This window comes from Geotalea uraniireducens Rf4 (assembly GCF_000016745.1).
Classification (GTDB): domain Bacteria; phylum Desulfobacterota; class Desulfuromonadia; order Geobacterales; family Geobacteraceae; genus Geotalea; species Geotalea uraniireducens.
In genome coordinates this window covers 103751-127868 of sequence record NC_009483.1, presented here as the reverse complement: position 1 = coordinate 127868, position 24118 = coordinate 103751, and the positions used below count along the sequence as shown (strand labels likewise).

Below are 24118 nucleotides of genomic sequence, written 5' to 3'. Positions count from 1 at the left end.
TTTCATAACCCCTCCCGGCCTCCCCTTAACTTAAGGGGAGGAGGATTTATTCCCCCTCTTAAGCTAAGAGGGGGCTAGGGGGAGTTATGATTTGACGGTGCTGAATAGTTACTATCTTTTTATTGTAGGGGCAGGCCCTTGTGCCTGCCTGGGGTTTGGGCGGCCACAGGGGGCCGCCCCTACAAAGATCACATTTTCATATCATCCATGCCCATGCCGCCACCCTTTTTCGGGGCCGGTGCAGCAGGGGTATGCCCTTCATGGCCCGGCTGAACAGGTGCGGCAGGCTTCTGACCGCCTTTCTCATCCATTTTCATGCCGGGCATTCCTTCATGTCCGCCACCGCCACCCTTCAGCTGAGCTTCGGAGTCGATCAGGTAACCGCCGCTTGATGCGACCTTCTCTCCGGCTTTCAGTCCCGAAAGAATCTGCATGTTGTCTCCTGCCCTGGCGCCGACTTTTACGTCTCGCGGCTCGAACATCCCCGGCTGCATCTCCACCCATACCACCTGGCGGTTGCCGGTATCCATCACTGCAGTTACGGGGACAACGATGGAGCTCCCCAGCGGGACCTTGACGGAGGCGTTCACGAACATGTCCGGCTTCAGCTTGAGCCCCGGATTCGGGATCTCCACCCTTACCTTGACCGTTCTGGTCTTCGGGTCGAGGAATGGGTAGATGAACGCCACTCTCCCCCGGAACGTCTTGCCGGGATACGATTGGGAGACGATGTCTACAGCCTGGCCGATCTTGATAAAGGAGAATTCGTTTTCGTAGACTTCCACTTCCACCCAGACCGAAGAGAGGTCGGCAATGTTGAAGAGCGGATCACCCGTGTTGACGTACTGCCCTTCCAGGGCGATCTTTTCGATCACGATTCCGGAGAGAGGGGTGTAGATGGAAAGGCGAATGTTGGGCTGCCCCGACTTTTCCAGACCGGCGAGCTGTTCGTCCTTCACCCCCAAAAGTATTAGCCGTTGCCGTGCTGAGGCCACCAGCCCCTCCCCTCCTTGGGCAATGGACTGGATCGGAGAGTTCTTTAGTTGCTCCCTGCTCTTCAGGGCCAGGAGATACTCCTGTTGGGCTGAGACAAGGTCGGGAGAATATACCTCGGCCACCGGTTTCCCCTTTGATACATACGATCCTACGGTGTTCACGAAAAGCCGGTCGATACGACCCGCCACCCAGGCTGTGACCTTCGCCTGCCGCGCCTGGTCGTACTGGACGATACCGACCGCATTGATCTCCTTGTTCAGGGGCATTACCTTCGCCTCAACCGAAGCGACATTGGCCATCACCATCTGGGTCGGTGAAAGGGAGACATGCCCGAGCATTTCCATCTCTTTAGCACTTGCCTGGGCGCCCTCAACCTTCTTGATCAGGGTCATGCCGCAGATGGGGCAGGAGCCCGGCTTGTCCTTGATGATGAAAGGGTGCATGGCACAGGTATAAAGCACCTTTCCCTCTTCCCCCCGCTTGGCCTCCTGTGTCACCTTTCCGGCCTTTTTCTCATGCCACAGGTAGTAGCCGCCTCCCCCTGCCGCAACAAGAAGAACCAATATCAGCGGAATTAGCACTTTTTTCGATATGTTCATAATGAAAACCTCACGATTCTTTGGAGTTTTGAATTTTGAATTATGAATTTTGAGTTAAATGCTTCAGGGTATTGACTGTAATTCAAAATAAATAACTCAAAACTCAAAATTTATTGAATTTCCTTCCCCACCAGCGCTTCAAGCTGCGCCAGTTTCATCTGGTAGTCGGCCAGCGAATCGTAATACTCCCGCTCGTAATTGAAGAGCGTCACACGACTGTCCAGTAGGGTCAGGAAGTCCACCTTGTTGACCCGATAGCTGATGGTGGCCGACTCCAGCGACTGCGCCGCCTGCGGTAACAGCCCGGTCTTGTACAGTTCGATCAGCTTTCGTCTCTTCTCCAGCTGGGCCATGAGATCGGATATGCCGAAACTGATGCTGTTCTTGAGACTGTTCGCCTCCTCGGTGGCCATACTGATCTCCGAGGACGATTCGGCCAACGCCGCCTGCCTGCGTTCTCTCCGCACCGGCAGGTTGAAGGTCACCCCGAGGGAGTACATGTTGTCCCCTCTCTCCATTTCGTCGATACGGTCGCGCTGCATGTACTCGAAAGCTACGTTGAAGTCGGGGTAGAACTCTTTCTCGGCCAGCTTGTGCCCCGCCTCTCCTTTCTCGATGAGGGCCTTGTAGCTCCTGAGGAGGGGACGGTTTTCGTACGCCGTGGTCCTCAGCTCCTCGGCGGTCAGGGAAAGGGGTGTCACCTCGAAATCGGAAATCTTGCCGACTGAAACGTCGGGGGACCGATAGAGAAGAGCGTTGAGGTTGGCCGACAGGGTCTTGCGCTGCTGCTCCAGGGTAATCCGCATGTCGAGCATCCGGGAGCGCTCCAGCTGGGACTTGAAGACGTCCTGCTGCACCCCCTGTCCCACGGAGTACTTGGTTTCGGCAAGGGTGATGAAGTCGTCGATGATCCGGATGTTCTTGTCGATGATCTCCAGCGATTTGTCGATGAAGTAGATCTGGTAGTATGATTCCTTGACCATCCGTTTCAGTTCGAGCGTCCGCTCATCCACGCTCCAACGATAGGACTCGGCCTCCTTCGCCGCCACCTCCCCCTTCAAGGTCCGTTTGCCGAAGAAGGGGAACTGCTGGGAGATGCCGATCACCTTCTGGGTCATGGGGTCCCTGCCGAAATTGAACGGGTCCTTGACGATGCCGTTCTGGATCTTCAGCATGAGCATCGGGTCATCGAACGACCGCGCCTGGACGATGCGGTTCCTGAACATCTGCCAGCGGGCGTCGGACGCCTTCAATTCCGGGTTGTTGGCCAGAGCGGTCTGAACCAGCCGCGGAAGATCTTCGAGCGGTTGCGCCTCATCGGCCCAAACGGGGCGAAGTGAGAGTAGAGAAAAAAAAACTAAAACAGCGACGAAACGGTATATCATGACGTCTCCCGGACAGTTGATTGATTACGGCAAACATTTATACACGAGTCGTGCCATGCCCCTGGATGACTGATATTCCGGCATTTACAGCTTGGCAGAGCCCGAAGGCTGGACAATATCCGACAGGGCTGGTGGAATATTCTCCTAAAATGGCTCATCGGCATTTCCAATCCTATCTTAATTCCGCTTCCTTTCAACATGTCATGCCATAGCAAGCTACGACTTGCCCTGTAGGTATGCGGCTCAGTCGGAATCAGGAAATGAAACAGGAAAACAAAAGCGATCGACAAAACTAGGAGCCTGTCGGACCCTTTTCCCCTTTGCGCTAAATCCTTTCCCCATGCCTTATACCCTCTTTGGCTCTGTTCTGTTCCCGAATCTAAAAGCTGAAAAAATTATTCAGGCGTGGCGCCATCGGTGAAATTCCGCATGACACCAATTCATATTGTAAAGCAAAGTGAAGGATATTCTTCAGCCGTTGTAGAATTTTCTCATTTCCGGGTTTCAATAAAAAACAGCATGAAGCATATTGTCTCGAATTTTCAGTACGTTATCGAGTTGGCTCGACCCTTGCTGATATTCTGGAAAAACCAGAACCGGAGGTTTACGATGATCAACAAAATGATACCATTCTTTGCAGCCCTTTCCCTACTTGTCGTCCCCTTAAGCGCCTTTGCCCTGGAACAAAGCTTTACGCAAAACGGCCTGAAAGCGGTAATCAAGCTCACGCCGGATGAACTTGTCGCCGGGAAAAAGGTCAATCTTGCCCTCAAACTGGAAAAGGACGGGCAGACCGTCACGGACAGGAAGGTAACCTTGGCGATCTATGATAAGGAAGTGACGGAACCGACGATCAAGAGGGAGGTCGATCTCCTGGACGACGAATACGTCGATTCATGGAGTTTCGAGAAGCCGGGCGACTACAAGCTGGCGGTAAGCATTGCCGACCTTCAAAAACCGGGCGAGACACTACATTACGAGGTCAAGGCCTCGGTCGGTGAAGCGAAGGACGCCGGCCATGACGGCCACGAAGAACACGGCTTCTTCTCCCACCACTTCGGCGGCGGCAAGTGGGGATGGTGGGGGGCGGGGCTCATGCTCATCATGATGGTGCCGCTGATGATTGTCGGGTTGTAGGAGAGTTGAAGCCTCTATTATTTTTGCTGTAAGAAGTGCTTCGACAGGTTTCTGCATTCTCCAAAGCACTTTGCAAAATAGATATGACCTTCTTCGAGACGGAAAAGATCCTTGCAGCCTTCGGAATTGACAAGGAGGCGGGATTCGCCTTTTTTCCCCACGAAAGATTGATCTGAAACCCTATCACTACGAGCTCACGTCAAGAAAACCACTCAACGAGCCAACAAAGGAGACAATATGAAAAAGCTTCTCGTCGCGGCGCTGATCCTGAATGTCTTTACCCTGTCGGGATGCATGGGACTGATGCACGGCGATCACCACAGCGACCACATGACAGACCACCACGGGGCGCAACAACCCTCAGAGGACAACGCGAGACCTTCCAACGGCAGCCATTCCCACTAAGAAATTAATGCCGTACTGGGCCGCACCGACCTGGACGAGGACCGTCGTTTCTGGAAAGGCGAAGAAGCGCAGAACGGCTGTGCCTTTCGCTTGAAACGGACATAAATATTTTCATAGTCAAAGCAACAAACAGCTAAAGTAAAAATCATCAATCATACCTAATTTTATTCATTTATTGCCCGGCATCGCAATGCCGTATTTTTCAATTCGGTAGATGAGCGTATGGCGGGGAATCCTTAGAAACCGGGCAGCAGCGGTCTGATTCCAGGAGTTGCGCGCCAAAGCCGCAACGACAACCTCCCGTTCCAACTGCTCAAGAGAATATCCTTCGTCAGGCAGCTTGACTATCGCACTCCCGGAAGCACTGTTCTCCAGAAATTTGTCCGGCAGCTCGTCGCGGCTGATCACATCGCTGTTCCGCATAATGAGCAGACGTTCGACGGTGTTTTCCAACTCCCGCACATTTCCCGGCCAAGGATACATGATCAGGGTTTCAAGGGCATCCTTGTCAAAGGTTATCTTGTCGCTGCCGTGCTTGGAGCAGAAATATCTGATAAGAAGCGGGATATCCTTGCGTCGCTCGCGGAGCGGCGGCAAGTGAAGCGGAATAACCGACAGCCGGTAATAGAGGTCTTCGCGGAATGTGCCGTCAGCTATCGCCTTGTCGACATTCAGATTGGTGGCGGATACGACGCGGACATCAAGCTTTTGCGGTTTCGTGCCTCCTACAGGCTCCACTTCCTTTTCCTGCAGCGCCCTGAGCAGCTTCGGCTGCAATTCCAGCGGAAGTTCGCCGACCTCATCCAGGAACAGCGTTCCTCCATCGGCAACCTGAAACTTCCCGGTCTTGTCCCTGACCGCCCCGGTAAACGCCCCTTTGGTATGGCCAAAAAGCTCGCTCTCCAGTAGGTCACGGGGGATGGCGGCGCAGTTTATGGCGACAAATGGCGCCTCTCTGCGGGAGCTGTTGGCATGTATGGAACGGGCGACAAGCTCTTTGCCCGTGCCTGACTCGCCGGTGATCAGGACTGCGGCCTCGGTATCGGCCACCTTGCGGACCACCTCAAAGACCTTCTCCATTTCTCTGGATGAACCGACGATGGTGCGGAAATCGGCCCTGTCCGACAATTCACCCTTCAATCGTTTGTTCTCTTCGGCAAGCCCAGTGAATTGGAGCGCCTTTCTAACCGTCAGCTTGAGCGCATCCCTGTTGAACGGTTTGGTGATATAGTCGTAGGCTCCGGCCTTCATGGCCTCCACCGCGACATCAACGGTCCCGAAGGCGGTTATGATGATCACCAGTGTCTCCGGTGAACGCTCCTTGACGGACTTGAGCACCATGAGTCCATCCATGCCGGACATTTTCATGTCGGTGATGACCAGGCTGGGTCGGGACTGTCCGAACAGATACAAGCCTTCCTCACCCGATGAGGCTGCCTGGACCTCGTAGCCTTCCTCCTGGAGATTGTATTCCAACACACGCCGCAACGAGCTATCATCGTCAATTACAAGTATCTTCGCTTTCAAAGTGCTCCTCCGCCAGCTTCATCCTGCATCGGCAATCTGACCGTAACGGTTGTGCCGTGCCCTGACTCACTCTCGACCATCATCGTGCCGCCATGACTCTCGATAATTTTTCTGGTGATCGCCAGTCCCAGTCCGGTTCCGTCCGGCTTGGTGGTAAAAAAGGGCTCGAATATCCGCCCCAGCGTCTCTGCATCAATCCCTGGACCGCTATCACGGAAACGGATCTCACATAATGCTGCCTGATAAATCGTTGTGGAGATTATTACGCTGCCACTTGGCGGCGTGGCCTGCAAGGCGTTGATGATGATGTTCAGAAAGGCCTGGCGAAGCTTCTCGCCATCGGCGCGGATGATCACCGGGAAAGGTGGCGGTTGCAACACGAGTTTGATCTGCCGATCCCGGGCATCGTTCGCTACCAGGGTCACTATTGTTTCCAGTTCATCCTGGACCGGGCATGGCCGCAGGTCAGCAGGTTGCGGCCGCGCCATGTGAAGAAAATCCTCAACAACCCGATTAAGCCGTTCCGTCTCCTTGATCTGGATCTCGATGAACTCATGCTTGGGATCCCCCGGATTGTAATCGTCCTTCAGGATTTCGGCAGTTCCTCGTATGGAACCGAGTGGATTGCGGATCTCGTGAGCCAAAACCGCCGCCATCTCTCCCAGGGTGGACAACTTCTCCGCGCGACGCAATTGCTCTTCAATGACGATGATCCGCTCCGATTGATATTGCAGTTTCTGGTAGGACTCCTCAAGACCCCGGGCGGTTCTCTGGAGTTCTACCGTCCGCTCCCGCTCCCGTTGCGACAGCAGGCCGGTCACTCCGCCGACCGTATTGTAAAGTAAGATCTCCAGGTATTTTTCCATCTCCATGGTCAGGCATCCACCCCACTGAAAAAGCAGATGGGGGGCATAGGCGACACTGACGATGAGCGAGCAGAGCAATCCGCCACGAAAGCCATACCAGAGAGCAGCCAGGATGATCGGCAGATAGTAGAAACGTTGGAAGATGGCATGCAGATAGGGGAGATGAAGCGGCGTCAAATAGTGCAGTAAGCTGATACCAATAATGAAGGATATTAGAATAAGTGGCCGGACTATTGATGATTTTTCCATGCGATTTTTACATACCCCTCACCAATGACGACAATTCCATCCAATCAATAACGCTTACCACTCTACTGTTCAATTGCAGCCAAGCACCTGATTCATTACCATGCCGTCCTTCAAGCTGATGGTTCGATCGGAATAAGTTCCGTTCTCAGGGTTATGCGTTACCATGACAACGGTTTGGCCGGCGTCGTTCAGTTCACGGAAGAGCGCCATAACCTCCTCGCTGGTCTTTGAATCCAGGTTGCCGGTCGGTTCGTCCGCAAGGAGTATGTGGGGATTATTGACGATGGCCCGGGCAATGGCCACCCGTTCCTGTTCTCCTCCGGAGAGCTGGTTGGGGAGACGGTCCAGCTTGGTGCCGAGACCGACCCGTTCGAGGGCCTGCCGGGCGGCGGTCTTTTTTGCCGGTGTGCTCGTCTTGACGATGGCCAGCGGCAGCATGACATTCTCGATGGCGGTCAGATAAGGGATCAGGTGGAATGACTGGAACACAAACCCCAGGTTTTGCGCCCGGAAGTCGGCCAGTTTTTCGCCGGGGAGTTGATACAGCTTGACCCCGGCCATCTCCACGTCTCCCGTTGTGGGATGGTTCATTCCCCCCAGTACGGACAGCAGGGTACTCTTGCCGGAACCGGACTGTCCCATGATGGTGATGAATTCACCAGCCTCAATGGTTATGTCCACACCACGCAGCGCTTCGACCACATCATCGCCGCTGGTATAGTGTTTCTTCACGTTTTTAATCTCGATAAGTGCCATAATGTCCTCTCAAACTTCAACTGTCGCATGAAACGGCAGGTTGTACCTATTGTAGGGGCGTCCCCTTGTGGGCGCCCGCCTTCGGGCAGGTACAAGACCTGCCCCTACAATGCCCTTAAAGCTTCCGTTGGGTCCATCCTGCTGGCGTGCAGCGCCGGGTAGAGGCTCGCCAAAAGGCCCAGCGTCAGAGCAAGCCCGATTGAACCAAAGGCCACGGTCGAGTCCCAGATCAGGTGGGCATTCTTGCTCTCCGCCATGAACGGCAGGGCCAGTTTGGCCCCCCCCATGCCGACGGCATAGCCCAGAAAGCCGGCCAGCAGGCTGACCAGGGCGGCTTCCAGCAGGATGATCCGCATGATGTGACTCTTTCTGAAACCTATGGCGCGAAAGACGCCGATTTCGGTGGTCCGCTCGTTGACACTCCCCATCATGGTAACGAAGACGATCAGCGAGCCGATGAATACCACCACGCCGGCCATGGCGTAGGAAAAGCGCTTGAACTGGTCCAAGGCCTTGAGGCGCCCCTCCACCACCTGCTGGATGGCCGACACCTTGGCGTCGGGCAACTTCTCGGCGATCTGGGTCACCATGTCGCCGATGGGGCAACCGGAACAGAGGGCCGCCACCTCGGCCAGGGTTATTTTGCCCTCCTTGCCGAGCAGTTTCTGGGCTTTACCTAGTGATGCAAAGACGAGCGAATCATCCTGGGAGCCGGTCTGGTCAAGCACACCCGCGACCTTGAAGGTTTCGTTCTTTATCTTGATGCTGTCACCGGAACCGGCATCGAGCACCTTGGATGCGTCGCTGCCCAGCAACACCTCGTTGTCACCTTTGGGAGCATCACCGAAGATCTTCCACCACTGCTTCATCTTCAGCTCGCTATCAAAGTTGACCCCTACCAGCAGTACGTCGCGGCTCCCAACCTTGATCCCCCCCAGCACCTTTGGCGCGATGGCCGAGATGTTCTTGCTGTTGCTGATGGTCTTGATCTTTGCCAGATCCTCTTCGCGGATCTCGCGCTGATCGAAGGTCACTCCGCCCAGGCTGATGCCGCCGTAGTTCATGGCCAGGCCGTTGCTCTGGGGGGTGACAAGGATATTAGCGCCGAACTCGTCCATCTTGCGTTCGATGTCGCTGGACATGGAGCGGGTCAGGGTCACCAGGGTGACGATGGTGGCGATTCCCACCATCAGGCCGATGGTCAAAAATGCCATTTTGGCCTTACGACGCTTAAGGTTGTTGATGGATATGGTGTGCAGTTTCATTAGAAGTACCTCGCCCCACCCTTCAGGTCATTGACCTTGATCGAAATGGTGTTGCCGTTCAGCTGGTGCGGCAGGTAGCCGGGATTGCAGCCGCCGGTGGCGTTGGGACCGAGGCGGTTGATGGCAAACTTCTGGTTGCAGTTTTTGCAGTTCATCTTGTCCCCCTGCTGCTCATAGCCCTTTTTGGCTCGATAACAGGCGTCGCAGGCATCGAAGGCTGTCTTGTAGCTGCCGTCGGGCGCCTTGACGGCGAAAAAGTCGATCTCCTTACCGCCGTCCTCGAATTTGTAAAATCGGACCTTGCCGTCGGACAGCTTGGCAACAGGTATCGATACGACACCGCCATTCGTCCTGACCTTTTCATATTTCCCCAACGAAAAGGCAAATACACTGACTGCTCCAACCAACAGCGCCACAGTAACAATACCTCCCCATACAACCTGTTTCGTGCGATTTGTTGCCATTTCAGTCTCCTTTAGTAAGTTGGAAAATATTTTCTGCATTTTTTGCAGAAGGTGTATTCAGCTTTGTTTTTTAGTGCCGCAGCCGCCTTTGGTGCCGCAACCACCGCAGCCCCCCGAAGGCGAGGCGTTCATGCCGATATCCCTGCCGGTCATCTGCTTGAACCGCGCCGGTGTCAGTACCAGATGCACATTACTGCCAAAGCCGGCGCCGCTGACCTTCTCGGCCAGGGCCTCCGGCTTGACCGCCTTTGTGTCATAGCCCACGACCACCCAACCGCCCTCAACGTCCACCTCGGTAACCGCGACACCTTTCAACGACTCAAGTGCTTTTGCGATTTTGCTTGAGCAACTGCCGCAGGTCATGCCGGTTGTCCTCAGAACGGCAACGGAGTCCGCTGTTGCGCCGATCCTGACACGAAATGCAAAAACCACCAAGACAGTAACGGCCGCGATGACGAGAAGCGAGGTAGATATTCTTTTTGCGTTCACGACAAACCTCCGATCCTTACATCGACAACAAAGTTATATCAAATGTCGTGCCAAACAATCCAGCACCTCTAACATGCTGATATTACAGCTTATTGTCATGTGGGCTTATGAGATTTTACTTTGATTGTTCAAATTGGTGGAGAATATTCGAAGTGGGGTGGGGAATATTCTACTGCGTGGATTGAGGAAGGTTATGCAGATCTATGTCGATTTAGTCGGGCAATTCTCCGTTCCAATAGCGTTCTGCAATCAACCGCAGCTCTTCTGGTGCTATTGCCATAAATGTTGCTACCACCGCCGGATCAAAGTGATATCCGCTCTGTTTGCGAATTTCAGCCGCCGCCTCTTCATGTGACAGGGGCGATCTATAGGGGCGCTGTGACGTCAATGCATCGTAGACGTCAGCCACCATGAACAGCCGTGCCCCCAGAGGGATTTCGTCTCCCTTCAGACCGCGGGGATATCCTCCACCGTCATACCGCTCGTGGTGGGCATGAACTATCTCCGCCGCGTCCCTGAGGAAACCTATGCGTTTTACAATGCGGTATCCTGCCTCAGGGTGCTTGCGCATCTCCTGCCATTCCTCATCCGTCAGCTTGTCGGGCTTCAAGAGAATCTGGTCCGGCACCGCCATCTTCCCGACATCGTGCAGCAAAGCCCCGAAACCTATCTCCCGGCGCGTCTTTTCATCAACGCCAAATCGGCTGGCGATCAACTCGGTATATTCCCTCACCCGTTGAGAATGCAGGCGGGTGTTGTGCTCGCGGAGATCCAGCGCCGAGACCAGGCAGAGAAGGGTCTCCTCATTGGCATTGGCAAGTTCCTGAAGAAGTGACCGTTGCCGGTCGAACAGCCAGCCAGGGATGACACCCGCCACCCAGAATCCCGCCAGCTCTCCCACCTGGTTTGCCTGTTCCATGTAATTGCCCGGCCAATCCAGAAACGCATGCATGATAAAGAGCAGGCTCACGGCCAAAGCCGTTGCACATGCACCCCTTAGCCCGAACCAGGCCGCTGCCATGACCGGCGGGAGGAAGTAGAGCTTCCTCAGAATGATGTGCAGCTTGTGATATGCATGGGGCTCGGTCGGCGTCAGATAATGCAGCAGGGCGATTATCCCAATTACACTCGCCAGAACAATGATCTTGTTCCTGGATCCGTTTTGTTTGCTCACCAGCATCCCCCTTGCTCAATCCAATGCAGCTTTTGAACGTAGCACATCATGCTGCGCTTGACGGGTAACTGCAGAAAATCCCCCGATTTCAGAGGGGCCATGTAGCATATTCATTACCAAAACAATCAACCCCCGTGACGGCCAAAGGCGTTTTATTGCGTACAATCAATATGTTACCATGTTTGTCCGGATGTGGCACGCATGTTGTTATATAAATGATCATAATCTGGCCCTTGTCAGAAAATTTCAGGAAAAGGAGAACAACACATGAAAAAGAACATGATAGTCGGGATTGCAGTGGCGGCAGGGATGCTCTCATTCGGTGCGTTATCGGCTTCAGCCGTCGACTCATGCGGTAAATGTGCCGACAAACAGGCCGTCCAGCAGTTTATCCAAGAAACTGCCGCCCTGACCAGCGCGTTAAAAGCCAAGGATATCGAACTTCGGAAACAATACACGTATGAGGGTATCGATATCCGCAAAGTAAGCGTGCTTGAGACGGAACTGAAAGATCTTAAAGACAAGATCAATGTCGTTGCACAGAAATATGGTCTTCCGGCTTGCAGTCGGAGCTAGTCAAATGCACGGTGTATGAGACGGGAGCGCGTTAAACCCGGCGTGCAGCCGGAACACTAAAAACGGGTTCAGTCTCTGAAAACAGGCAGTAAGAAATCGCCTGAGGGGGAAGACTGCATGCTGCTTCAACAGAAAGCCCCGGCTCCAAACGGAACCGGGGCTTTTTTGCGTCAAAAAACGGGGCTGTCAGGAGCCTGTCGGACTTAGGAATGAATCTACTGCGAGAATGGCAAATCGGTCCATATTTCCGGAAATTTTCGACAAATAGGTCCACTATTCGCTCTCAAATTTCCGAAAATCTGTCCTCGATTTGCCATTCTCTCGCTACGATTCCCTAAGTCCGACAGGCTCCTAGAGCGAGCTGTGGCAGCTTGCACAGGAAGTAGTGCCGCCGGTATCTCCCCACTTGACCGTCTTGCCGTTGTGGCAGGAGATGTTGGAACAGGTCTTGGTGGCACTATCCCACTGGGTCGCTGTGGTGAAGGTCTTGAACGCCGCGTCGTATGCGCCTGAAGCCTTGTAGCCCACCTGGCGGGACCAGATGGCTGCATCATAGCTGCCGCTCCTGAGCTGGGCCTTGGACTTGACCCTGATTGAGGCGAATGAGACGTCCACGTTCCCGGAGACATGGAAGCGCTTGTCGGCAATCAGGTCTGCCGGGTTCTTCGGCAGAGCCGTGTGGCAGACTACGCAGGCGACGTTCTTGTCATTGGCACTGCTGGTAACCGTTTTGTTATGACAGATGTTGCAGTTAATTGTCGTTGACGTGCCGGCGTTACCGTGGCTGCCGGTCGCCGTGTTGCCGGCCGGAGCGAGGCCGATGGTCCCTGTGAAGATCTGGTTCGTGTGAATACCCCTCAGGTGGCCGCCGCTGACGTTGGCAAAGCCCAGGAAGTTTTTGCTGTAATGGGCCGGTGAGCCGGGCTGGTTGAGTGGATCGTTGGCGTTTGGTGAGTTGCCGTGGCACATGGCGCACTTGTCGCCTGTGTAGGCAGGTCCGTACCAGTCGGGTGTTATCATGTACTTCAGGTTGACGGCGTAGCCGTTGCTGTGACAGTAAGCGGCCGAGCAGCGCACGCTCACCCTGGTGGTGCCGTATATACCGGAAGGCCCATTGCTGGCGGCAAGGCCGTCCGCAGTGGCGCTGTTCCTTGCTCGCAGGCTACCCACATTGCCGCCGCCACCGGTATTGGCAGCGTTCAGCGTGACGTTCACGCTGCCGTTGGCGTGGAGCAAGCTATCCTGCGGATGGCAGTTGGAGCAGCCGTAGTTGTATGCCGCCAAGGTTGAGCGGTTGGCGGTGAAGTTGTAGAAGGTCGGCACGGCGCTGACATGCTTGCCGTGGGCGCCATTCGCCTGGAGTGTCGCCAGCGGATGGCAGCTGACACAGGCGAGGGTGCCGACGCCCCATGTGGCTGTGCCGTTATAGTGGCAGGCGATGTTGGAGCAGGTTCCGTAGCCGTCGCTCCCTGCTGCCGTACGCGACTGGGTGTAAGCGGAGCCGGCACCTGCGCCACTGAATGTGACGTCGATGAAGCCGTCGGCATGCTTGACAGTGCCGCTCCCGGCAGTGCTGTGGCAGGTAGCGCAAGCATACTTGGCAGTATGCTTCAGGTGGGTGCCGCTGCCGCTAGCGGTCATGTCGGTATGGCAGGCGCTGCAGGCGAGAGACGCCGCGTTGCCCCATGCCGGGGTAGTCTTGTACGAGGTGGGAACGCCGCTGCCGTTGGTACCCTGGACGCTACTGTGGCAGTAGCTGACGGTACAAGTGTCGAAGGCTGTCCCGAGAGGGAAGCTTGTCCCCTTCTGGTACGTCGTGCCTGCTGCGCTGCCGGTGAAAGACAGGGTCAGTTGGTTGTTCACGTGGGTCGGATTAAAGATTGCCGTCGAACCGTACCCCGTGCCATGGCACGTGCTGCAGGCATAAGCGATGCCGGATGCCTGGGCATGCTTGACATGACTGCCTGTAGCAGAAGCGCTGGAAGACATATCGACATGGCACTTGCCGCAGTTTGATGTCCTGGTTCCCGACCACGCGAATGAGGTTGTTTGCGGCGTTCCGAGCCTGCCATCCTGGTGACAGCTGTTCGTGCCGCAGGTATCGGCGTTATAGTAGTTGTAATCGCGGCCGTCCGGGGTCGACGTCCCCCCCTGGACATAGCCTATGGACCCGAGCATCTCTGCTGTGCCACCGTTCTGGTGATTCACGAGAGTTTTCACATGGCAATTCTTGCAGGCAAAACCATAGGCTGTGGCCGTATGCTTGTTGTTGCCGGTGTAATGGTTGAAGACGGTCGCCTGGTTGTAATGGATGGCATGGCCGGCATTGGTGGAAGGAGTGCCGGCAATGCCCGGAGAAAGACCGCCGTTATTGTTGCCGTCGTGACAGCCGTCGCAGACCTTAGGATCACCTTTATATGCGGTTCCATCGTAGGTAGTCGTAGAGCTATGCAGATGGCACTGGGTGCAGACCGTGGTCGTATTGTGGATGGCATCAGAATTGGTCGCGGTGAAGTGCACCATCTTGTTCGGGTCGGCAGACTTATAAGTATGGCAGACGTTGCAGATGCCGTTGAAAGGCGCAACTGTTTTGGCCCAGTCAGAGGCTGCCGCCCTGGCAACAAAGGAAACGTTATTCGCCGTAAAGCTTGTTGGTATGCCGGTGACGCCATCAGAGGTGACGGCAGGCTTCAGATGTACCATGGCAATCGGCCCGGCATTGGTGCTGTTCCGATCGCCGTGGGAGTCATGACAATCCCAGCAGAACTGGCCACTGTTAAGAGTTGTCGAGTGCTTCAAGCCGTAATGGTACTTGTCGATCTTCTTGCTCGCACCTTTGGCCGTCATGGGTCCTGTGCCGTCCGGGTCATAGTTACCCTGACCCGTGGCGTGGCAGATGAGACAGACGCCGTTCTTGCCCCAGGCAGGATCGGCAAAGTTTCTCAAACGGAGCGGGTTCCCGCTATCGCCGTGGATCACGTCGTAGTCGTGACAATAGAGACAGGGGTCGCCGGTGCCGGCCGCTCCGGGGAAATTGGCCGCATTGGACCCGGTCACGTCGTATGTGCCGCTGGCCTTGCCATGACCGGAGTAGGTCCATTCGACAGAATTGATAGTCGCCATGGTGCTGTTCTTGAAGGCATAGTTGATCGTGTCGGCGGCGGTGGTCAGATGGCAGTCGCTGCACTTGTTGGTCCCCCCCCAGGTGAAGACGGTTGAGGTATTGCCGCCGTGACAGTTGACGTTGGTGCAGGTGGTCTTCACGCTCGGCGGATTGGTAGTCGCAGTAGCGGTGAAGGTGTTGGCCTTGCCGATAAAGGTCTTGGTGCCGTTGGCCACAACGTTGTAGTTCTTGTTGACATGGTTTCTGACGTTGGTGATGGTATTGCCGGTTGTGGTGGTTCCATTGTGGCACCAGTCACAGGTGAACCCCCAGAAAACCGCATGTTTGGGGTGGCTGTTGGCCTTTCCCTTATAGCCGTTGGCATAATCAGGACCAACCGGATAGCTGTTGTGGCAGCTGCCGCAGTGAATGTCCGCCTGTACCGTATCCCACTTGATCGAGGGGGTGGAATAGTCGGTAAACGAATAGGCTCTGCTGTGGCAGTAACCGTTCTTGCACTGGTTGTTTGCCGGATCCCAGCGGAATGCGGCAGAGCCTACGGTACTGCTGGCCGATATGTTGCGGAAGCCGTTCGGGTGCTTGGCTCGGCTACCGGAGACAAGAGCCGTATTGCTGGAGGCGGTGGATGCATGGCAGGCGGCGCAGGTTACCAATGTGTTATTGGTTGTGGTGTTGTTGCTGCCTATGGTGCCGCCGTTGCCATAGGTGTTGGCATGCTTGTTGTGGGGCTGTGACCAGGTTGTGGTTGCCGGATTGTCACTGGCCTTGTTATGGCAGTCTCCACAGGCGGCAGCCCTGCCTGTCCAACGCAGTACACTGGTGACCGGAGTAAACGCCGTATTTGCGTAATTCCGTTTACCAAGGCCGCCACGTCCGTCGGAGTGGCAATAGGTATCGCAGGATGTACCGGTGGAGTAGCCATAGCCCCGGCCATCATAGTTCACACCGGTGCCGCGGAACACGATTTCAGGGCGTCCGGCACCCTGGGGCGTCGAGAACGGCGGTCGCATAATCACTTCGGCAACTGAACCGTTTGTGACACCTGCGGGGGGACCGTTAATATGGCTTTCAGTTGGGCTGCCCGGGTGGCATGTGCCGCACATAAAGATATTGGTACTGGCCGACAGGTTGACGTTGGTCCATCCTTGTTCTGTCGTATTGGAAGGACGTGTTGACCTGTTGTAATGCTTGCGGTGTGCCGGGGACAGTGTGGCTGACGCTGTCGTCGTATTGTTGGCCTCGTGGCAGTTGCCGCAGGTATTGACCGTCGCGGTATCCCAGTCACGGGTGGAGGTCGTCGCATTGTTCGTATGGCAATAGGTATTGGCGCAGACATGGTTCGAGGTGGAGTAGCTCCCCGAAAAGTTGGCCATCTTGATGAAGGATACGTCAATCGTGCGGTTGATGTGTTTCACATCGGTACCGTTGTATACCGATTGGCCGTTGGAGGCTACGGTGCCGGAGTGGCACCAGTTGCAGGTAACGGGCCTGTGGGGCAGCGGTCCGGCATTGATATGGTTGATGTGCCGCCCGGTGCTCATCTGTCTCTGGATACCGGCCAGGCCGTTGTGGCAGTAATTGCACTCAATGGTTCCCTGCTGTCCCGAAGCAATGTTGTTCCAGGTGGTCGGCGGCGCCTTGTATACCCCGGTGCCGTTGGAGTGGCAGTATATCTGCGTGCAGCCGTTTGTTGCGTAGGCGAGTCCTCCCGTTGACTTGGCACCCCAGCTCACATTATTAACTTTGTTGGCATGAAGCGAGACAGCAGTAACATTGTCAAATGCATTTACTGTTGAAGCGTGGCATTCGTTGCACTTGAAGTTGAAGTTGCCGAATCTGGTGCTGGTGTTGTTGACATGGGCGGTGTGCCCCTTGGTGGCGATCGGGTCTCCGGAACCGGCGTTGTAGCCGTGACAGCCAATGCAACCCGCTGGGAGAGAGCCGCCCCAGGTAACGGGCTTGTTGAAATGGCAGTAGACGTTGGTACACTGCTGGACGCTGCTGTCCCAACGGATGGCACCGGCAATGCTGTTGCCGGTCACATTGCGGAAACCGTTGGGATGCTTGTCGCGCCTGCCGGCTATCAGAGTGGTATTGTCCGCCGCCGTGGCCGCATGGCAGGCGTTGCAAGTGGCATTGGTGCTTCGTGAACCGGAGAGATGCTTGGTATGGGAACCTGACCAGGTGGGGTTAGCATCGCCATACTGGTTATGACAGTTGCCGCAGACGACTCCGGTGGCGGTAGTCCATTCCAGCCTCGGCGTGCTGGTGCTGTTGCGTTTTCCCGGGTTGCCCCGGCCGTCGGAATGGCAGTAAGTATCGCAGGTGGTCCCGGTAGAATAACCATAGCCTCGACCATCGTAATTGACACCGGTGCCGCGGGTTACTATCTCGGGTCTGGTGGCACCGACAGGGGGCGTAAACGGGAGGCGGATCGCCACTTCGGCCACAGACCCGTTGGTAACGCCTGCCGGCGGCCCGTTAAGGTGGCTGGTCGTCGGAGTGCCGGGATGGCAGATACCGCACATAAAGATATTGGTGCTGGCGGACAGATTGACGTTGGTCCACCCCTGCTCAGTCGTATTGGAAGGACGTGTCGACCTGTTGTAATGTTTGCGGTGTGCGGGTGACAGTGTGGCTGACGCGGTGGTCGTATTGTTCGCCTCATGGCAGTTGCCGCAGGTATTGACCGTGGTGGTATCCCAGTCCCGGGTAGAGGTGGTTGCATTGTTGGTATGACAGTACGTGTTTGAACAGACGTGGTTAGAGGTGCTATAACTTCCGGAGAAATTAGCCATTTTTATGAACGAGACGTCGATCGTGCGGTTGATGTGCTTGACATCGGTACCGTTGTATACCGATTGGCCGTTAGAGGCTACGGTGTTCGAGTGGCACCAGTTACAGGCAATGGGCCTGTGCGGCAGCGGGCCGCCATTGATGTGATTCAGATGCCGTCCCGAACTCATCTGATTTTGCACGCCAGCCAGGCCGTTGTGGCAGTAATTGCACTCAATGGTCCCCTCCTGGTTATCGCCAATAGTGTTCCAGGTCTGCGGGGGAGCCTTGTATTTACCCTGACCATTGGAATGGCAGTAAACCGTGCAGGTTTGGGCCGAATTGTACGGCAGGGTGCTCGTACCGCCGTTAGGCACGTACGATGCGTCCGGGCCCCAAGCCACATCAGCAGCTGCATTGACATGAAGAGAGGTGGATATCACTGCAGTATCGGTGGCATTTACCGTAGCGTTGTGACATTCCTGACAGCGGAAATCAAACCCGCCAAAGCGGGCACTTGTATTTGCAACGTGGGCTTTGTGGCCGTTACTGGCCATGGTGGAGACAGCACCGGCGTTGTTGCCGTGGCAGTTTGTGCAGCCGGTGGAATAATTGCCGTCACCCCACGTTGGATCCTGGCGTGGCGTTCCGCCCTTTCCATTACTGTGGCAGTAAAGATTATAGCACTGACCGTAGGCCGCACTTGGGGCAAGGTCATTGGTTGCTCCCTGCTGCAATGCTTCAAGAGATCCGGCAGCTTTATAGGCAGCAGCAGCTCCCACCCGGGAATCCGAAGTCTTCATGCTCCAACGGACACTCCCTTGGACATGGGTTACGTCAATGGCCGGATGGCAGAGATCACAGGAGAAGCTGTAGCCGGTCGAGCCGGAATGCTTGACATGGCTCCCCATGGCAGGGGGCGTGGCCGGTGTGGTGCCGTGGCAACTGCCGCACTGGTTCTGGCTGGCTGCGTCCCAACGGGGATTCTGATTACTTCCGCCGGTCAGCGGCACTTTCACCTGGGTCGCACCGACTTTGACGCCTCCGCCATGACAGTACACATTGGAGCAGATATTTGCGGTGGTGTAATCGGTTACAACTGTTGCGATGGTGGTATTGGCAGTGCCCGATGCGACCCGGTAGCCGCGATTGGCCGAGGAATAGGGAACATAGGTGCCGCTTGTCACCTTACCGCCGAAACCGAAAAAACCGATATCGATGCTGTTGCTGAGATTCGGCATCTTGATGCCGCCGTTGTTTATATAATGGCAGGTGTCGCAGACCATGCCCCGTGTCTCGGTGTGAGTGACATGGGCACCGGCATGACCGGATGTGAGCGCATTTGAGGGCCGGGGGGTGCCAACGAGGCCAGTGTCTCCCCCAATGACCGCTTCCGTGGGTGGATTGCCGTGGCAACCGCCGCAGGCGGCCTTGAAGCCGGTGTTATGCTTGTGACAGGAGGTGCATATGGCCTTGGGAGTCGGGTGGCTGAGGTTTCCACCGTTTGCTATATTGTTTGCAGTATTTGCATTATGGAATTTGTTTTGGCTGTGACAGGCTTCGCAGATGCGGCTGGAGGTTGAGTGGCCGCCGGTATCCTCGCCCATGCTGGTCACGTTGCTGAACGATATGGCGGCAGAAGATGAGCCGTTGGGCCAGTTCTCGCCGTTCCGGGTGGTAATTACACGACGGACATTCTTGATGTTCGGCTTTTTATTCGGTTCATGACAGGTAGAGCATTCAAACTTGCCGTACTTGCCGCCGGTCACCCCCCATCCTCCCTGGGCTGCCCATTTTGTCGAGCCGGTACCCCCACTGGGATCACTGTTGTGCATGAGATCAACGGCACCTGATGGTAAAGGGGTCAAGCTTATTGCCCAGGCAATCGCCAGTGCTGTCAACCCTTTTAACACTCTACCCGGAAAAATAGTCATAACAGTCCGTATCTTCATCGCATCTTCACCCTTTATGAAAAATCTTTTTATGCCGTTCTTGATCATGTGCCTTCCCCTCTTACTGGTTCGCGTGACAACTCACACACTTAAGCTGCGCACCCCATGTAATGTCCGGTTGATTTACGTGGCACGCGGTGAGGCATGTTTTGGTCTGGGCATTCCAGGTGGCAACGCTCAGATCGGCACTGTCGTAAGAAGTATCTGCCTTGTAGTTACCGCTACGTGACCAGCCGAGAGCATTGGCAACATTGGCTAATTGGGCCTTGGTTTTTATACTGATGGGAGCAAACGCCACATCCTTGGCACCATTTATGTGGAGGGACGCGTTGACAATCTCGCCCGGCTGCAGTCGCGTTCTGCTGCTCGAGGTGTGGCAGGCCTCGCAGCGGAAATTGCTGCTGGTGCCGCTCATTGCATAGGTGTCGATCTGCGAGCTGCTCACGATACCGCTATGGCAGGTGTAGCAGCTGATGGTCGTCGCCAGGGCCGGGTTGCCATGGGCCATGCTCCCGCTGGAAGAATAGCCGAGATAACCGTTCATATTGTTACCCACATAGGTATTCATGAAGTGGATGCCGACCATGTGACCGCTCTCCGCATATGGGGGGGTCCCGTTGTCACCAAGACTGGACTCGGCAACGTAATGGGACTGACCGGCGTACTGGGGCGGATTGTCGTGGCAGCCGCCGCAACGGTTGCCGCCAAAGCTGCCGCCGTACCAGTTGGGGGTCTGCCGGTAGTCTCCGGCAACGAGTGAAAGGGTTCGGCCGTTCGAGTGGCAGTAGACTGTCTCGCAGGTGAAATTGTTGGCTCCCCCCTTGGTGTAGCCACCGGTATCGTCGCTGACCAGATTGTTGAGGGTTGTGAGATAGCCTGCGCCAGCCTTGTTCTTGTTGAAAGTCACTTCGACTTGGCCGTTACGGTGTTTCGCGGTATCGGTCGGGTGGCAGTTCGCGCAACCAAAGCGATAGTATGTACCAACGGAACGATTGCCGGTGAAGTTATAAAATGCAACCATGCCGGCCGAGAGCATATCGCGGATATGTACGGTGTGGAGCCCTGCCGGATTCGGGTGGCAGGCACTGCATCCGGCGCTGATATCGCCCCATCTGGGGTTCCCGCCGCCGTGGCAGGAAATGTTGTTGCAGGTCCGGGTAACAGGATCGTAGTTGGCCGTGGCACCGGCCTTGGTTGTATTGAAGTTGACGTTGATGGACCTGTCGATGTGGAGGCCGGTCCCGAGTATGGCCGTACCGTCAGTGGTCACCGTATTGATGTGGCATGTTTCACAGGTGGAGGCGCCGGCCGCAGTATGGCTCCTGTGGCTGTTGGCCTTGTAGAGGCCGATACCGGCGTTTGCATAGTTCGGCTCGCCGGCAATGCTTGTGAAGTCGGCCGGACTGGCAGCACCGTGACAGCCGATGCAATTGTTTATGGGGGTGCCGCCCGCCCAGCTTACAGCCATACCGGCGCTCCCCTTGCCGTCGCCATGGCAGTAGGAGGCGTTGCAGGACGCAACAATCTTGCCTGCCCTGGCACCGGAATAGTTGGGGAACTGGTTGCCGTGGTTGCCCTGATTCGACACCAACCGGTCTCCATTGACCGTCTGGGCATGGCACTCGACACAACCGTAATTCTCCCCATTCAAGCCGGACTGGCTCACGTGTGGTTTATGCATGTTCGAGGAGATCGGTTTGAAACTGGCGCTGTTGCCGCCGTGGCAACCGGTGCAGTCGACAGGCATGGTCGCACCCCAGACCGCATCTGGTGAACCGGCACCGTGACAGGTAATGTTTGAACAGGTCTTGCCGCCGGGATAACCGAAATCCTTCCCTCCGCCCGGTGAGACCTGGATAGATTTATCCATATGATTGGCGCCGGCAAGTTTGCCGTCCACAGCCACTGTCCCTGCATGACAATAGATACAGGTGGAAGAGCCTGAAGTTCCCACATGCTTCTTATGGCTGTTGGCGCGCTCGGCTCCACTACCGGTGCCGGCGTAGTTCGGCTCGCCGTAAACACTGGCAAAATCCGCCGGACTGGCTGCACCATGGCAACCTGTGCAGTTGTCTATGGCCGGTCCTGTTGCCCAGTTTACCGCGATGCCTGCGCTCCCTTTTCCGTCTGAATGGCAGTAAGCGGCATTGCAGGCAGCCGTGTTTTTGCCGGCGCGGGCTCCGGAATAGTTGGTAAACTTATTGACATGGAGGGTGGAATTGCTGATCGTCAGATCGGCATTTACCGTCTGGGCATGACATTCGGCACAACCGTAATTCACTCCGTTCACCGATACATTGTTAATGTGCCGGGTATGCTGGCCGGTCTTGATGTCATTGGGTGCCACTGCTGCATTGCCGCCGTGACAGCCGGTACAGTCGGCCGGCAGGGTGGCGCCCCAGACGGCATTGGGAGAGCCTGAACCATGGCAGGAAATGGTCGAGCAGGTCTTGCCTCCCGGATAGCCGAAACTCTCGCCACCACCGGGGGCCACCTGGATAGTCATGTCGATATGATTGGCACCTGTCAAAGCGCCTGTTCCTGTTACGGTTCCGCCATGGCAGTAGATACAGCTGGCGGAACCGGCGGCCACATGCTTTTTATGGCTGTTGCCCCGTGCTGCACCACCACCGGTACTCGCATAATTGGGCTCGCCATAGACACTTGCAAAATCGGCAGGGCTGGCTGAGCCGTGACAGCCGATACAGTTATCGATGGGGGTTCCACCAGACCAGCTGACTGCCATGCCGGCATTCCCCTTGCCATCGCTGTGGCAATAGGCACTGTTGCAGGCAGCCTTGTTTTTGCCCGCCCTGGCCCCGGAATAGTTGACAAGCTGATTAAGGTGATTGCCAAGAACACCGATTGTTCTGTCAGCTGTTACTGTCTGGGCATGACACTCGACGCAGCCGAAGTTGACGCCGTTTACTCCGATCTGGTTGATGTGCTGTCCGTGCATATCGGAGGCAATGGGTGCGCTACTTCCGGCATTGCCGCCATGGCAACCTGAACAATCGGCATTGAAGGTGCTGCTCCCCCAGGTGGCATCCAGCCTCGGTGCTCCCCCCTTGCCGTCGGTGTGGCAGGCAACGTTTGTGCATTGGCCGTAGGTGTCGCTGGGGGCCAAGTCTCCGGTAGCACCCTTGTCCAGACCTTTGTATGTTGCATTTGCGCCGACTCTGGCGTCAGTTACCTTCATCTCCCAGCGCAAGCTTCCCTGGACGTGGGACATGTCTATGGCCGGATGACAGAGGTCGCAGTTGCCGCTCTGGGCCGACCAGACCGGCACCACGTGCTTGACATGGCTCCCCATTGTCGGCGGGCTGGCGGCATCTACTCCATGGCAGCTGCCGCACTGGTTCTGGGAAACCGCGGTCCATTGCGGGGCAATATTGTTACCCCCGGTAAGCGGTGCTTTTACCTGGGTAGCTCCTACTTTCACCCCGCCGCCATGGCAGTAGACCCCGGAACATTTGTTTGCATTGGCATAGCTGGTTACCACCGTTGCCATGGTCGTATTGGCTGTGCCCGAGGCAATGCGGTAGCCACGACTGGTGGAAGAATAGGGAACATAGGTGCCGCTGGTTACCTTGCCGCCAAAACCATAAAAGCCGATATCGATGGTGTTGCTCAGATTGGGCATCTTGATGGTGCCGTTGTTGATATAGTGACAGGTGTCGCAAACCATGTTGCGGGTCTGGGTGTGGGTGGCATGGGCACCCACCTGTCCGGCAGCCATGGCGTTGGAGGCGCGGGGAGTGCCGATCAGGCCGTAATCACCGCCAAGTACGGCAGCAGTGGGAGGGTTGCCGTGGCACCCGCCACAGGCCGCCTTGAAGCCGGTGTTATGCTTGTGGCAGGAAGTACAGACCGCATTGGGCGTCGGATGTGAAAGGCCGCCCGTGTTATTGGCGGTATTGAAGTTATGGAACTGGTTGGCACTGTGGCAGACCTCACATATGCGGCTGGAAGCTGCGTGCCCCCCCTTGTCATAGCCCATGCTTGTGGAGTTGAGAAAGGTTACATCTACCGAAGGCGAGCCGCTTGGCCAGCTTTCTCCGTTCTGGGTGGTTATGGTTTTACGGATGTTCCTGAGGTTGGCCGCATCGGGTTCATGGCAGGTAGCGCAATCGAACTTGCCATACTTCCCCCCTGTTACACCCCAGCCTCCCTGGGCCTGCCATTTTTTCGATGCGGTATCGGCACTGTTATGAAGAAGGTCAGCTGCCCGGACACTGATAACGGAAGCAAAGAAAAGACCGAGGATAGTGGCGGACAACCATCCCACCCGCTTTATTCTCTGCACACCCATCTTGGGATTCTGTCTTATCATCATCATGGTCACTTTACCTTTAATCCCGGATATCAACGTACTCATG

General features: G+C 55.9%; 14 protein-coding genes. 3 read left to right on the top strand and 11 right to left on the bottom strand.

Annotation, left to right across the window (positions count from 1 at the left end):
* Positions 1–188: 188 nt before the first annotated feature.
* Together GURA_RS00440 and GURA_RS00435 are read right to left on the bottom strand one after the other, a co-directional pair.
* Positions 189–1595: an efflux RND transporter periplasmic adaptor subunit gene (locus GURA_RS00440; protein WP_011937033.1), complete on the bottom strand. Its 1407-nt coding sequence runs from the start codon at positions 1593–1595 to the stop codon at positions 189–191.
* Between the two features lie 110 nt (positions 1596–1705).
* Entirely contained in the window at positions 1706–2980 is a 1275-nt protein-coding gene (locus tag GURA_RS00435) for a TolC family protein (protein WP_011937032.1), read from the bottom strand.
* 609 nt (positions 2981–3589) lie between these two features.
* Here GURA_RS00435 and GURA_RS00430 point away from each other — a divergent pair.
* Together GURA_RS00430 and GURA_RS24015 are read left to right on the top strand one after the other, a co-directional pair.
* Positions 3590–4117 carry a hypothetical protein gene (locus GURA_RS00430; RefSeq protein ID WP_011937031.1) on the top strand — a complete coding sequence of 176 codons (528 nt, stop codon included), beginning with the start codon at positions 3590–3592 and terminating at the stop codon, positions 4115–4117.
* A gap of 237 nt (positions 4118–4354) precedes the next feature.
* On the top strand, positions 4355–4522 hold the full coding sequence (locus GURA_RS24015; RefSeq protein ID WP_157046097.1) for a hypothetical protein: 168 nt from the start codon (positions 4355–4357) through the stop codon (positions 4520–4522).
* A 168-nt stretch (positions 4523–4690) separates the two neighbouring features.
* On the opposite strand, the gene GURA_RS00425 is transcribed toward GURA_RS24015, so the two are convergent.
* The 7 genes from GURA_RS00425 to GURA_RS00395 all read right to left on the bottom strand — a co-directional run bounded on the left by GURA_RS00425 (position 4691) and on the right by GURA_RS00395 (position 11318).
* Positions 4691–6049, bottom strand: coding sequence for a sigma-54-dependent transcriptional regulator (locus GURA_RS00425; protein ID WP_011937030.1), 1359 nt, complete (start codon positions 6047–6049; stop codon positions 4691–4693).
* Positions 6046–7164 (bottom strand): two-component system sensor histidine kinase NtrB, encoded by a 1119-nt coding sequence (locus GURA_RS00420; protein WP_011937029.1) that lies wholly within the window; start codon positions 7162–7164, stop codon positions 6046–6048. The genes GURA_RS00425 and GURA_RS00420 overlap by 4 nt, the downstream gene beginning before the upstream one ends.
* 69 nt (positions 7165–7233) lie before the next feature.
* Positions 7234–7920 (bottom strand): ABC transporter ATP-binding protein, encoded by a 687-nt coding sequence (locus tag GURA_RS00415; RefSeq protein ID WP_011937028.1) that lies wholly within the window; start codon positions 7918–7920, stop codon positions 7234–7236.
* A 104-nt stretch (positions 7921–8024) separates the two neighbouring features.
* Positions 8025–9185 carry an ABC transporter permease gene (locus tag GURA_RS00410; RefSeq protein WP_011937027.1) on the bottom strand — a complete coding sequence of 387 codons (1161 nt, stop codon included), beginning with the start codon at positions 9183–9185 and terminating at the stop codon, positions 8025–8027.
* Positions 9185–9649, bottom strand: a complete 465-nt coding sequence (locus tag GURA_RS00405) for a DUF2318 domain-containing protein (protein WP_011937026.1) — start codon at positions 9647–9649, stop codon at positions 9185–9187. Before GURA_RS00405 ends, GURA_RS00410 begins: the two co-directional genes overlap by 1 nt.
* A 57-nt stretch (positions 9650–9706) precedes the next feature.
* Entirely contained in the window at positions 9707–10138 is a 432-nt protein-coding gene (locus GURA_RS00400; protein WP_011937025.1) for a heavy-metal-associated domain-containing protein, read from the bottom strand.
* 211 nt (positions 10139–10349) lie between these two features.
* The gene (locus tag GURA_RS00395) at positions 10350–11318 is read right to left on the bottom strand and encodes an HD-GYP domain-containing protein (RefSeq protein ID WP_041245190.1); all 969 of its coding nucleotides are present in this window, start codon (positions 11316–11318) and stop codon (positions 10350–10352) included.
* Between the two features lie 261 nt (positions 11319–11579).
* On the opposite strand from GURA_RS00395, the gene GURA_RS00390 reads away from it, so the two are divergent.
* Entirely contained in the window at positions 11580–11888 is a 309-nt protein-coding gene (locus GURA_RS00390) for a hypothetical protein (protein ID WP_011937023.1), read from the top strand.
* 351 nt (positions 11889–12239) lie between these two features.
* Here GURA_RS00390 and GURA_RS00385 read toward each other — a convergent pair whose 3' ends face one another.
* Entirely contained in the window at positions 12240–19787 is a 7548-nt protein-coding gene (locus GURA_RS00385; RefSeq protein WP_157046096.1) for a CxxxxCH/CxxCH domain c-type cytochrome, read from the bottom strand.
* Between the two features lie 13 nt (positions 19788–19800).
* Positions 19801–24117: a CxxxxCH/CxxCH domain c-type cytochrome gene (locus GURA_RS00380; RefSeq protein WP_011937021.1), complete on the bottom strand. Its 4317-nt coding sequence runs from the start codon at positions 24115–24117 to the stop codon at positions 19801–19803.
* Position 24118 lies beyond the last annotated feature (1 nt).

Coding starts and splice junctions, on each gene's coding strand:
- GURA_RS00410 (WP_011937027.1), bottom strand. CDS start 9,185: ATGAAACTGCACACCATATCCATCAACAACCTTAAGCGTCGTAAGGCC.
- GURA_RS00380 (WP_011937021.1), bottom strand. CDS start 24,117: ATGAGTACGTTGATATCCGGGATTAAAGGTAAAGTGACCATGATGATG.
- GURA_RS00440 (WP_011937033.1), bottom strand. CDS start 1,595: ATGAACATATCGAAAAAAGTGCTAATTCCGCTGATATTGGTTCTTCTT.
- GURA_RS24015 (WP_157046097.1), top strand. CDS start 4,355: ATGAAAAAGCTTCTCGTCGCGGCGCTGATCCTGAATGTCTTTACCCTG.
- GURA_RS00435 (WP_011937032.1), bottom strand. CDS start 2,980: ATGATATACCGTTTCGTCGCTGTTTTAGTTTTTTTTTCTCTACTCTCA.
- GURA_RS00415 (WP_011937028.1), bottom strand. CDS start 7,920: ATGGCACTTATCGAGATTAAAAACGTGAAGAAACACTATACCAGCGGC.
- GURA_RS00405 (WP_011937026.1), bottom strand. CDS start 9,649: ATGGCAACAAATCGCACGAAACAGGTTGTATGGGGAGGTATTGTTACT.
- GURA_RS00430 (WP_011937031.1), top strand. CDS start 3,590: ATGATCAACAAAATGATACCATTCTTTGCAGCCCTTTCCCTACTTGTC.
- GURA_RS00420 (WP_011937029.1), bottom strand. CDS start 7,164: ATGGAAAAATCATCAATAGTCCGGCCACTTATTCTAATATCCTTCATT.
- GURA_RS00390 (WP_011937023.1), top strand. CDS start 11,580: ATGAAAAAGAACATGATAGTCGGGATTGCAGTGGCGGCAGGGATGCTC.
- GURA_RS00385 (WP_157046096.1), bottom strand. CDS start 19,787: ATGATCAAGAACGGCATAAAAAGATTTTTCATAAAGGGTGAAGATGCG.
- GURA_RS00395 (WP_041245190.1), bottom strand. CDS start 11,318: ATGCTGGTGAGCAAACAAAACGGATCCAGGAACAAGATCATTGTTCTG.